The sequence below is a fragment of the Colwellia sp. RE-S-Sl-9 genome (genome assembly GCF_048296855.1).
Taxonomy (GTDB): domain Bacteria; phylum Pseudomonadota; class Gammaproteobacteria; order Enterobacterales; family Alteromonadaceae; genus Pseudocolwellia.
Map to the genome: position 1 here is coordinate 3,243,713 of NZ_CP182631.1, position 12,965 is coordinate 3,256,677.

Here is a 12,965-nt window from a genome sequence, read left to right on the forward strand (position 1 = left end):
AACTTTAGTAGCTACGGGCGAACTTTATTGTCACTACACAATTTTATACCTCCAACCCACACGCTACACCTGCAGCCCAACAAAAGGCAAAATTGTAGCCTCCTAACCAGCCAGTAACGTCGATTACTTCACCAATAAAATACAGATTAGGTACTTTTTTCGCTTCAAAAGTTTTTGAGCTAAGTTCGTCGGTATCAACACCTCCTAGCGTAACTTCGGCAGTTCTGTAGCCTTCAGTACCATTAGGTTTGATTATCCAAGTATGTAGGTATTTACCTACTTGTGTGATTTCTTCTTTGTTCAGCTGATTAATGGCTTTGTCGGTTATTTCATTTTTACTTACCATGGCTTCAATAAAGCTTTTAGGTAGTAAGGTGGCTAGCATGTTTTTAAGTGATTTTTTCGGGCTGTTTTCACGCCATTCTTCAATAAGCGAAGTGATTGATTGGTCTGGCAATAAATTTAATGTAACTGCTTGGCCAGCTTGCCAAAATGACGATATTTGTAAAATAGCGGGGCCTGATAAACCTCGGTGAGTAAAAAGAATATTTTCTTTAAAGGTAATGCCATTTTCGCTGGTAACTTCGGTAGGAATACTAATGCCTGAAAGTCCGTCGAAGCGTTCTTTGTCAAAATCGTGCAGGGTAAAAGGTACTAAAGCTGCGGTTGTCGGTAATACTTTTAGGCCGAACTGTTCTGCAATTTTATAACCTATTGGAGAAGCGCCCAGTTTAGGCATGGTTAATCCGCCAGAAGCGACAATTAATGAATTACATTGATATTGTTGGCTGGTGGTTGATACTAAAAAACCTTGCTCGTTTTTAGTAATGCTAGAAACTTCACTACGTAAATGTACTTCTACACCGGCCCAATCACATTCGGTCATCAAAACGTCTACAATGTCTTGTGCGCTGTTGTCACAAAACAGTTGGCCTAATGTTTTATGATGATATTCAACACCATGGCGCTCCACTAATTCAATAAAGCTTTGAGAGCCGTAACGGCTAAGGGCTGATTTTACAAAATGCGGATTGCTACATAAGTAGTTTTCAGGTGTTGCGTTTTCGTTCGTAAAATTGCAACGGCCGCCACCACTTATTAATATTTTTCTACCGGGCTTTTTACCCATATCTACAACAATCACTTTTTTGCCGCGATATCCCGCTGTAGCAGCAGCCATTAAACCTGCGGCACCAGCGCCAATAATAAGTACGTCAGTAGAAATCAAAATACAGCCTAATTAAGTGTTCAAAATTTTATGGCTTTATTATAAGTGAGAACAAGCCGTATAAGCGAATAAAGTTACTCACTACTTGATGTAACCATGTGTATCATTATTGTGAATAAGTGTAATTATTACATGTGTTTATAATCGTTTTTAGCTTTTAAAATTTCGGTAAATAATTAGCGGTCAGTTTATCGAAGTTAATCAATTTAAATATTTTATTGAGATTTGAAACGGATATTAACGCAGGGTTGGGTTATAGCGTAAAGCAAACTCAATAATACCATTGTAAATTCTGCTCGTAATTTAACGTTTGTCTTATATATTTCTTTGCATCTTTTAGCTAAAAATTATTTATTGGAAAAACAAAACATAGTGCATTGCTATACCAATACACTATGTTTTTAAGTCTCAATATGAATTTAACGATTAACCCAAGTTCAGGTATTCCAATATACAAACAAATTTATGATCAACTTGAACGTATGATTATTAATAAAAGTTTAGCCGCTAATAGCTTTGTACCTTCTGTTAGGCAGTTGGCTCTTGAATTAGAGGTTAATCCTATGACTATTTCGAAAGCATATAGTTTGCTAGAAGAGCGTGGTTTTTTACTTAGACTACGAGGAAAAGGCATGGCTGTAGCTGTAATTAATAACGTACAAAATCATGAAGAAAAACTTCATATTGTGAATAAAAATATTCAGGATTTAATTATAGAAGCTGCACAAATGGGCATTTCATTAAATGAATTACAACAACTGATAGAAAATAAATTAATAGATGATAGCAATGTCGTTTTATTTGCTAAGGGAGATATCTAATGAGTAAAACATGTATTCAAATAACTAATTTATGTAAAAGTTACGAAAGCGTACCCGTTCTTGTTGATTTGAATTGGACCATTGATCAAGGCGATATCATTGGTTTGTTAGGGAAAAACGGAGCAGGTAAATCAACATTATTAAATGCCATAGTGAATGTACACCCTGCAGACAGTGGTAGTGTAACCATTTTTGATCAAAACAATACGCAATTAACCGCAAGCCATAAAGCTAGAATAGGTTATGTATCACAAATAAATGACGAAGTTTCTTGGTTGTCGATAAAAGAATTAATCGCTTTTAAAAAGCAGTTTTATACCACATGGAACGACGAAAAAGTTAATGAGCTATTACAACGTTGGCAGTTAGATGTAAGCAAAAAACTAAACCAACTCTCGGTTGGCCAAGCACAGCGTATACAAATAATATTAGCCTTAGCACCAGAGCCAGACTTGATTATTTTCGACGAACCAGCGGCATCACTTGATCCTGCAGGTCGTCGAGATTTTTTAAGAGAGTTAGTGAATATTGCGAGTGATGATAATAAAACCATTGTTTTTTCTACACATATAACGTCAGATTTAGAACGCGTTGCTAATAAGGTGGCCATTTTACATGAAGGTAGAATTTGTCGTTTTGAAGAATTAGATGTTCTAAAAGAAGAGTCTCTACAAAGCCTAGAGGACATCTTTTTAGAGGTTATCGCATGATACTTTTACATGTGTTAACTAAGGGGAGATTGTTTCGTGTTTTTGTTATTTTGATCTTATTACTCACTATTTTTATGAGGGTTAAGATTTCAAGCAATAACAATGTTTTGCATATCGTAGGCGTATTTATTTTTTTTATAACACTTCTTTATTATTTAAAAATAGCTTTTCGGTTTTTCATTTTAATGCATGTGGATCAGGCTAAGTTAATTCCTCATTATTTTTTACAGCTAAAAAAAACACTAGCAGTTTTGATTATTTGTAGCTTAATACCTAGCTTATTACTATTACCAAATGTTCAAGCGGTAGCCACTTTATGGTCGTGGCAAATGGCGTTTGTGTTGTTAATAATGCTGTGCTTTAGGTATCAAAAAATAGCTTGGGCTTTAATTGTTATCCCTATTGTAAATATGATAGCTAATTCCTTGAATATAACGTTTCCGAAAGAACTTATCTTGTATGTATTATCAGATGTAATGACTTATTGTTTACCCGTGTTGTGTTTCTGTTTGTACTGGGCTGTCAGTCGTATTGAACAATTTACTATATCTCCAATACGTGTGAATAATATTATAAATTTATATGAAGCTAATATTCTTAAAACAAAAATAAGCAATATAAATTCTGACAAAAAACATGAAAACAATTGGATTAAAAATGTTTTCCAGCCCGATCATCAACTTGCCCAATCAGTAATAAGCAAGTTAAATAATTTACGACAATTATCTAAAGTAGAGTTGTTATCTATTGCTGGCGGAAATAGTTTAATGAATGTTCGTGGTGCAATTAATGTTATAGGCTTAAATTGTGTGATGTTTTTCGTGTTTTTTCAGTTAAAAGGCCTTGAATTCTCAATTATTATTCTTTTTCTAGTTCATAGTGGGGGTATTTTATCATTATTGATGTCGAAGTCTGTTATTAACTTTACTGCGAGTAAAAGTTACTTAGCGCGTTTACGACTTACACCGATATTTGAAAATGAACAACAATTTAATATGGCTTTATTAGGCGGATATTTACATCAGCAATTAATGGGTGCTGTTGTATCGTTGAGTATCGCGTTTATTTTTTTATACATCAACAATACAATGTCTCTAGACTTATTTTGGCAATTGATTGTTGCGAATGTATTATCATTTTCGGCATTAACAACTGTGTTGTTGTGGGGATTTTTTCAAGCTAATCCATCACGAAAATATATAATTTCGGTGCAAATAATTATTAGTTTATTTATTGGCATATGTAGTGCGGCAAGATATTTTGAAAATGATTTTTTAAGTAACCAAACATTAATATTCATTAGTGTGGGTATAATTATTAGTGCTTTAATTAGCTTATTTGTATGGATGAAAAAAGGCATTAATTGGAGTGTTGGCTAGATGCTTACACAGCAGAATTTATTTTTTCCCCAATAATTTCTTTTGATATTGTAGCGGGCTTAAGCCCGTTACTTTCTTAAATAATGTACTAAAATAACTATAGTTTTTAAAGCCAACAGCAATGGACGTTTCATTTACTGAATGTTCTTTTAATAAATCTTGTGCCAGCTGAATTCTATAGTTTGTAATATATTGGTGTGGAGTTTCACCCATCACCTTCTTAAATGTTCTAATTAAATAAGAGTCGCTAACATTACTATGTAGAGCTATTTCAGAAAGCTCTATATCTTCATGATAATGGTTTTCTATGTAGTTAATCGCTTTATCAATAAGCTCTTTATTGCGCTTTGTTGGTCGAATACCGTTGTTCGGTGAGGTTTCTAATGGATCATTTGTTTTTACGAGATCAATTTCATTAGTATTTTGATGAAATGTAAATACATCTGCTGAAATACTTTCTTTTTCTTTATTAGTTAATATTTGTTGTAACTCATTTTTTAGTTTTTTTGTCTGAGTTTTCATTTTCTTGATGTCTTGATAAATGATCCAATACCAGCATGAAACCGTAAGATAAGAAACAATATATAAAGGCCAAAATTGCTTGGAAAGTTCGCCGCCAATAAAGGATAGCCCAAATACAAGCGAGTGAATTAAAAAGAGTAATGTAGGTACCTTTTTCTCTTTTTTTATTAATTGATGATAAATAAGGTAGCTGTTGGGGATAACTAACAAGATGAGAGTAACAAATATTAATACATCGCTGTACGTTGTATCTGTAATCATGAGAGGCAAGATATAACCATACTTTACATCAACAAGAATTTGTAAGGTAGAACCATCTTTAACCACAATAAAAAGTAACGAACCCACTAAACCCACTAAATATGCGGATAGCGTAGTAACGCGATTTATCGTTATATTACAACAGAGTAAATTAACGATTAACATAGACGGAATACCAATAGAAAATAAAATTAAAAACCGAATATACATAATGGAATGAGCGGTATTGATATCACCGTAAAGCTGTAATTGACGGCCAATTAACCATATTGCAAAGCTGACTATTGTAATGGCATGAAGTGAAAAGTGACTAATAATATGTCGACGAACTACAGAGAAATATACCAATACCAACAGTAAAAATGGCCCTGTGATCATTGGCGTAATAGTGTAAAAAATTGAATCTAGGGGAATTGAAAAAAACATCAGCGTATTAAAAGCATGGCGTAAAGAACATGCTTATTTATCATGATAAACATATTATTTTTGCTTTTGAGGTAATAAGTGAAAAAAGTGTTTTTATATATGTCCATATGCCTAGTTTTTTGAATGAATCTATCTTATGTATAGCAAAGTAACTTCGTTGTGGTAGCCAATATCATCAAATTATTCTATTAAAAATAGTTTTTATCTGTATTTATGTCTGTGGATTAAATAACCCAATCAGTTCAGTTCATCCATTAAGTTGTTCTAATTTATCAATCTGAATTCCTTCTTCAAGATAGTAAATTATTTTCAATAAAATATCTCTATAAAAAGTGAACATTAAATTGTTAATTATGAACAAAAACATTATTTTTTTTGAATTTAAAATAGTGTTTTATGTGTTTTTATTTAATTAAGATGTTGTTATTTAAAGTTTAATTTTGTTTGTTCATTTTTGTTGATGAAATGAGTTATCTACTTTTATTGTATCTGTTTTTCACGTTTACTTTGATTTTTATTTAATGTAGTTTGACAAAAGACTGTTAGAAAATGAGTTAATAAATATCTTTCTGATGACCTGAAATTGATTTATGTATGATTATTTTTTGTATCGTATTTTTGTTTGTAAAAACATTTTTGTATAAAGAGACATAACTTATTAACTCTAAAGTAAGCGTATAAAGTTACTGTAGAGTTAACGATAAATAACCTGAGAGTTTTCAACTTAATTTGAGATATAAAATAAAGTGAAAATAATAAATATTAAAGTAACTGTTTTTGCTATTTGTTTGTTGTTACTCGTAGTAGCGAATACACAAAGCAATGCTAATGCCCAAATTGAGGTAAAGCAGCAGGTTGGTGTTGCTACAATTGAAGAAGAGGTTAAGGGTTATTTAACACTTATTGATGAAACTTCTCATATAAATACCACCTATATATCAGGTAAAACAATGTACGTATCCGTGGCTTTTGAAGCGGGTAGTGGTAATCAGGTTGATGGTTCGGGTATACAGTTTTTTTTACGTGAAATGACACCTGCTTGGGAGGTGGTTCATGATATTAACATTCACGATTCAACAGTTATTGGTGATCAAAATGGAACGTCAACTGTTGCAATTTCATTAAACGGCATTAAGCCTACGGCTGATCTCTCGGCGGGTAATTTCTATTTTTTATTTGCCTCATTTATAAGTTCAGATGGTATTACTCATAGTATTGATGGTGTTGGTAACATCAAAATTGAAGCAGATCCTACTATCGTATTAGCATCATTAACGCTAGATAATAAATATAAATATTATAAGCGCTACACGACTGATGGCACTATTGATGTTGTGGCTAATTATAATGCGGGTACCGGACATACAGTCGCCAATGTAAATGGTGGTGTACGTTTTATGTTACGTGAAATGACACCCGATTGGTTGGTGGTTAACGACTTCGTTGTGGCTGATAGCCACACTATAGGTACTCAGTCGGGCATTGCAATGGCGAGCATATCATTGGCAGGTGTAACACCAACAGCTGATTTACCTGATGATAATTTCTATTTAATATTCTCGGTGTTCAAATCTACAGATGGAAACTTATATAGCATTTCAGGTGTAGCACCTATTTATATTGTTGCTGGTGATGGTCGTTCAGACAATAAAATAGTGGAGCCGTTATTATCTCTTGATAACAATAATAAATACTATCAAACCTACCATACAGATAAGACGATTGATGTCGTAGCTCACTATAATGCAGGTAAAGGTCATACGGTAATGGGCACTCATGGTGGCGTGAGTTTTATGTTACGTGAAATGACATCAAATTGGACCGTTGTTAAAGATGTTGTTGTGAATGATATGCATGCAGTAGGCACTCAATCAGGTACAGCAAAGGCGAGTATTCCATTGAACAAGTTAACTCCCACCGCTTATTTACCTGCAGGAAACTTTTACTTTTTATTTGCTAGTTTTGAATCTTCAAATGGTAATAAATATGACATTCCTGGTATTACTCCAATTAATCTTGTTTCTGATAATGGAGATCATACTCCTTCGCTAACACTCAATGATAAGTACAAATATTATCAAACCTATTACACCGGCGGAACAATTGATGTTGCTGCTAAATATAATGCAGGAGAAGGACATAAAGTTACTAAAGCACGTGGTGGTGTACGGTTTTTATTACGAGAGATGACGTCGAGCTGGGTCGTTGTTAACGACATTGTTGTGGATGATAGCAGTGCTATAGGCAATCGCTTAGGCACAGCAAGAGGTAGTATTCCACTAGTGGGCGTAACACCTACGGCTAACTTACCTGAAGGCAACTTCTACCTTTTATTTTCTATTTTCGAATCAACAGATGGTAAAAAATATAGCATTTCAGGCATTACCCCAATCGAAATTGAAGCAGAAACTAATAGCCTCAAGCAGTGAGGTTAGCGATTAAGTATTTATTTAAAAAGAGTTTCATGACTCTTTTTATTAAAGGTCATTATTTTTTAGTGCGGTTACACTTTTAAGGAAACCGAGAGTAGCGTTTGATATTTTGTAGTTATTAGATCACCCACTGATTATTAATGAAATATAACTGATAGTTTTCATAGCTATGAATAAGTGTTTGTACCATAAAATAAATAGTTAACAATTAATTGTTAACTATTTGGTGTTTGTATTTAAATACGGCTAGGTAAAACTATTCAATAATAACGATAATTAAAATGATAAAGGTGTTATATGAAAAGGAACTATATAAGTCAGTTGATCATAGCTTCCTCATTAGGTTTTACTGTGAGCTCAATCGCAGTGGAATCTGTGAAAGTAGATATCAACTTAGATATTAAACATGAAGTTAGAGGTGTATCAGATTTCAATCGTAAAAAGCATATTACGGTACATGCAGCATTAACAGAAGGTGATTGGAAAGGCGAAGCTGACACCATGAACTACTTAATGAACGACCTAGATGTTTACTTTGGTCGTGATAACGGTATGGCATCGTGGATTTTTAAGGCTACAGGCCAAGATCCTAACAATCTAGGTAAGCCTGATATTGCTGATCTGAAAAATTTTGGCCAATGGCATAAAGATAATATGTACGACAATTTGCCAGAATCCATACGAGCATATGAATCTCGTTCTAATGAAATGATTATGGGTATTACCCCACATGGTCCATTTCCTACACAGTCATATTGGCCTAACGATTTAGCAGGTAAAGATGATGAAGCAGGTAAGTATGTACTTAGGCATATTGCCGATGGCGCAGAATGGGTGGGTGAATACCTAGATCAATTTTTTCGTAAAAATGGTGAAAGCAGCGGTGTGTTAATGCCTAAATATTGGGAAGTGATTAACGAACCTGATATGGATATTAACGTAGGTCGTACTTTTGTGATGTCGAGTTTTGAGCAACTTTTTGAATACCATAATCTTGTTGCTGAAGAAATTAAGAAAAAATTACCTGAGGGTCAACGTCCGCTTGTAGGAGGTATGACATGGGGACTTCATGATTTAGAGCAAGGCGATTTATCAGAACGTTTCCCTACGCAAGAAAGAGCCGTGAGATCTCGTTATGCATTTGAAGAGGGAGATTTAGAAGACTTTTTACAATCGATAACGTCTTCAAATTACTGGGCTACCCAAGATGAAAAATATTTTCAGTGGGATGCCATTTGGAAAGGCTTTATGGATGCTTCAGGCGAAAATATGGATTTTTACTCAATCCATTTATACGACTGGGCTCAAATGGGTGATAACCCACGACAAGGCAGTACCTTCCGTCGAGGTATGAAAACTGAAGCTATTTTAGATATGGTGGAATGGTACGACGCGCAAGTTAACGGTAAAGAAAACTTAAAACCTTGGGTTATTTCGGAATATGGTGCAATAGCATCTAAACATGCCAAATTAGAATTTATTGGTAACGATTATCGTTATGCCGATTGGCTGCATTTAAGAACATTTAACCAAATGTTCATGCAAATACTAACGCGTCCATCTCAAGTGCTTAAATCCATGCCATTTTCACCAATCAAAGGGGCGTGGGGGTTATTAACAGGTCCTAACGGTGAAGCTATTCGTTATGAAGCATCATTAATGCAAACCGATGAAGCGCTTGCTGAAAATTATGACAATGCTGATTGGTATGTAACTGATAAAATTCAATGGTATGAATTATGGTCAGACGTTAAAGGTACTCGTGTTGACACTCACTCAAGCGATCCCGATGTACAAGTTGACGCTTATGTTGACGGTAATCACACATACTTAATTCTAAATAACCTTGAATGGTACAACATTCCTGTAGATTTATCGTTCATGGGTAACAATAGCAATTCAGTAAAAAGTGTGAATATGAAACATTCATATTTAGCTGAAGGACTAAGTGCTGTAAATTTAGGTCGTCCAGTCTTGGCTAAAGCTACGCTAGATGGCTTGCCTGAAAGCGTAACATTAGAACCTGGTTCAACGATCATTTTAGATATTGAATACAATCAAAATGTATCAATAACATCAACAATGGTTGAGGAAAAATACTACGGAGAAAGTTTAGCTGGTGCAGGAAAAGGCGCTGCTGCTAAAGGTCAAATCCATCGTATTACTGGCACAAGTATGACGGGTAACATTAACGATGTGCCTGTACCTACAAATGGTGAAGCTACATTAAGAATTGCTGCTGAATTTTATCCATTTCATGCGTCAAAGCCCACTAATAATAGCTTTACCATTAACGGACATACACTTGATGTTCCAACGCAAATTAATCCAAATGCTAGCGGTGTAATGACCGAACATTTCGATTACATGGGACCTGAAGTTGATGAAGGTAGCGTATCATTAAATTTAATTGAGATACCTGTACCATTAGAATATTTATCTGAAGATAACGTAATTACGGCCAATGTAGCATCTGCACGAGCATTTACAGCAATAAGCCTTTCTTTATGGACTACAGATAAAAATCTAAACAGAACGACTCCTGAAAGTTGTGACCCTTGTACTATCGCAACTGATTTAACCATATCAGGCGAAAGTAATGTCTTTATTAAAGAGACTATTGCATTAACGGCGAACATTTTACCTATCGATGCGCAAAGTAAAACCGTTAACTGGACAAGTTCTAACGTTAACATTGTAGCGGTTGATCAAAACGGTCTTGCAACAGGTACAGGCGCGGGTACAACAACAATAACAGCAACAACTGCAGAAGGCGTATTGATTGCAGAGCATGAAGTTACTGTAGTTACGATTGAACTGAGCAGTGTTGATATTAGTGAAGAGAGCGCTGATTTAGGTCTGAATGAAACACTACAGCTTAATGTAAGTGTAGCGCCATTTAACGCAACTAATAAAAAGGTTACATGGTCTTCATCTAATGATGCTGTTGCTACTGTATCTACCAATGGATTAATTACAGCAGTTGGTACAGGTAATGCCATTATTAAAGCTGAAGCCGTTGGCGGAGGTGCTAGTGATACTGTTAGCGTTAATGTGACCAGTGTTGCGGTAGAGGCTGTCGACTTACCAAGCATCGGTGTAATTGTACTGCCAGGTAGTTATCAAGCTAATGTGAGCTTTACACCAAATAATGCAACAGATCTGTCTGTTAATTGGAAATCAGCGAATGCTGGTATTGCTTCAGTAGATACCTCTGGGCTTATTTCAGGCGTTTCTGCTGGCGCAACAACCGTTACGGTTACGTCAAACGATGGTAGTCATGAAGACAGTATTATTGTTAACGTGATTGATGAAATCGATGTTACTGCGACACCTGTAGAAATTGAAGCTGAAACTATGAGCAATACCGGCGGTGCATTTGCTGGATTTGTTGCGAGCGATGAAGGCATAAATACTAACCAAACGGGTGATTGGGCTGAATTTGAGGTTGAGTTTGAACAAGCCGGAGTTTACCGTTTTATTCTTGATGCAGGTACGCCTACTGCTAGCGGTACGGGCGTAGAAGTATTCATTAATGGTGTTTCTTCAGGATCGGCAGATATTCCTTCAACCACTAGCTGGGATATTATGCAAAGCACGATAGTGACTAACAATCTACTTGTACCTACTGTGGGTACGCATACTATCCGTATTCAAAGTATTGGTGAAGAAGGTCTGTGGCAATGGAATGCTGACAAAATAGCGTTTGTATTACTGAGTGGATTAAATCCCGCGCTAGACCCTGACGGAGAACCGACAGATCCAACTGACCCGTCTGATCCATCAGACCCTGCAACCCCATCACTAACCCTTGATGACGCCGCTAAATATTTATCAACCACTTATTATGTTGATGGTACGCTTGATGTAGCTGCTAATTTTCAAGCAGGAACAGGACATAGCGTAGAAGGTGAATTGAATGGTGTTAAGTTTTTCTTACGGGAAATGGACGCAAGTTGGGCAGTCGTTAAAGATACGTTAGCGTTTGATGCAACAACCGTAGGTAAACAATCGGGCACAGCTACCGCAAAAATATCATTAGCGGGTCTTACACCAACTGCTGATTTACCTACAGGTAATTTCTACTTCTTATTTGCCGCGTTTAAATCAAGCGATGGCATTACCTACAAAATTGGTGGTGTACAACCTATTACAATCAAAGCCGAAGCCACTCCTGTTGAAGCATCATTAACGCTAGATGATGATAATAAATATTTAACAACCACATATACAACTGGTGGAACACTGCCCGTAACGGCTAACTTTGAAGCAGGTAGTGGTCAAACGGTTGCAGCTGACTTGAATGGTGTTAAGTTTTTCTTACGGGAAATGGACGCAAGCTGGACATTAGTTAAAGACGTATTAGCCTACGATGGCACTGCTATTGGTAAACAAAGTGGTGTTGCGAGCGCGAATATCTCATTAGTGGATGTTTTACCTTCAGCTGAATTACCTAGTGGTAACTTCTACTTTTTATATGCCGCTTTTCAGTCGACTGACGGTACGTTATATAAAATTGGAGGCGTTCAGCCAATCAATATCCTTGCTGTTGATGAACCTACAGAGCCAGAAGAACCTGTGGATAATGGAGAGCCGGGAGTTACGGTTGATGATGTAAACCAATACATTAGTACGGTATATCCAAAAGGTGGAATATTAACATTAACCGCTAAATTTGAAGCTGGCGCTAATAATACCGTGGTATCAAGTTCATTTGCAGGTGTAACAGGTGGTATTCAGTTTATTTTGCAAGAACTACGAGAAAATGGTTCTCAAGTAAAACGCGTTGTTGTGGGCGAGTCATCTTCAATTGGCCAACAAAATGGCTGGTTAACAGTTGATATTCCATTAGTACATCCAACTCAAGGCGACTTAAAAGCGTCAGACGAGCTGAACGCCGGCCACTACTACAACCTAACTGCACGTTTTAAATCGTCTAATGGTAGTACTCAGTTTTTAAGTAATTTATCTCCTATTACTATCTCTGCAAATGTAGAGGTTTTAGGCGATATGGACAACGATTCTGATGTAGACACCTTAGACGTACGTTTGTTTACGACAATGGCCAGAAACAACGAAATAACAGATTTACGTTACGACTTTAACAACGACGGTGTTGTAAATACGCGCGATGTTCGTGGTATTACCGCGTTATGTACACGTAGCCGATGTTCAATTAATTAAGG

The 12,965-nt window shown here is 35.8% G+C and carries 7 protein-coding genes; 5 read left to right on the forward strand and 2 right to left on the reverse strand.

What is annotated here, in order from left to right; translation table 11 throughout:
* Positions 1-43 precede the first annotated feature (43 nt).
* Complete coding sequence (locus tag ACM9HF_RS14040) at positions 44-1,228, reverse strand: BaiN/RdsA family NAD(P)/FAD-dependent oxidoreductase (RefSeq protein WP_473609855.1); 1,185 nt, start codon at positions 1,226-1,228, stop codon at positions 44-46.
* Positions 1,229-1,641: 413 nt separating this feature from the next.
* Here ACM9HF_RS14040 and ACM9HF_RS14045 point away from each other — a divergent pair, with 413 nt between their 5' ends.
* The 3 genes from ACM9HF_RS14045 to ACM9HF_RS14055 all read left to right on the forward strand — a co-directional run bounded on the left by ACM9HF_RS14045 (position 1,642) and on the right by ACM9HF_RS14055 (position 4,138).
* Positions 1,642-2,049 (forward strand): GntR family transcriptional regulator, encoded by a 408-nt coding sequence (locus tag ACM9HF_RS14045; protein WP_473609859.1) that lies wholly within the window; start codon positions 1,642-1,644, stop codon positions 2,047-2,049.
* Complete coding sequence (locus tag ACM9HF_RS14050; RefSeq protein WP_473609863.1) at positions 2,049-2,759, forward strand: ABC transporter ATP-binding protein; 711 nt, start codon at positions 2,049-2,051, stop codon at positions 2,757-2,759. The genes ACM9HF_RS14045 and ACM9HF_RS14050 overlap by 1 nt, the downstream gene beginning before the upstream one ends.
* Positions 2,760-2,944: 185 nt before the next feature.
* Positions 2,945-4,138 carry a hypothetical protein gene (locus ACM9HF_RS14055; protein WP_473609867.1) on the forward strand — a complete coding sequence of 398 codons (1,194 nt, stop codon included), beginning with the start codon at positions 2,945-2,947 and terminating at the stop codon, positions 4,136-4,138.
* 18 nt (positions 4,139-4,156) lie between these two features.
* Here the strand turns inward: ACM9HF_RS14055 and ACM9HF_RS14060 are convergent, their stop codons facing one another.
* Positions 4,157-5,347, reverse strand: a complete 1,191-nt coding sequence (locus ACM9HF_RS14060; RefSeq protein WP_473609869.1) for a helix-turn-helix domain-containing protein — start codon at positions 5,345-5,347, stop codon at positions 4,157-4,159.
* Between the two features lie 746 nt (positions 5,348-6,093).
* Between ACM9HF_RS14060 and ACM9HF_RS14065 the strand changes: the two genes are divergently transcribed.
* Together ACM9HF_RS14065 and ACM9HF_RS14070 are read left to right on the forward strand one after the other, a co-directional pair.
* Positions 6,094-7,776: a hypothetical protein gene (locus tag ACM9HF_RS14065; RefSeq protein ID WP_473609873.1), complete on the forward strand. Its 1,683-nt coding sequence runs from the start codon at positions 6,094-6,096 to the stop codon at positions 7,774-7,776.
* A 300-nt stretch (positions 7,777-8,076) separates the two neighbouring features.
* Complete coding sequence (locus tag ACM9HF_RS14070; protein ID WP_473609876.1) at positions 8,077-12,963, forward strand: Ig-like domain-containing protein; 4,887 nt, start codon at positions 8,077-8,079, stop codon at positions 12,961-12,963.
* The last annotated feature ends 2 nt before the right edge of the window (positions 12,964-12,965 follow it).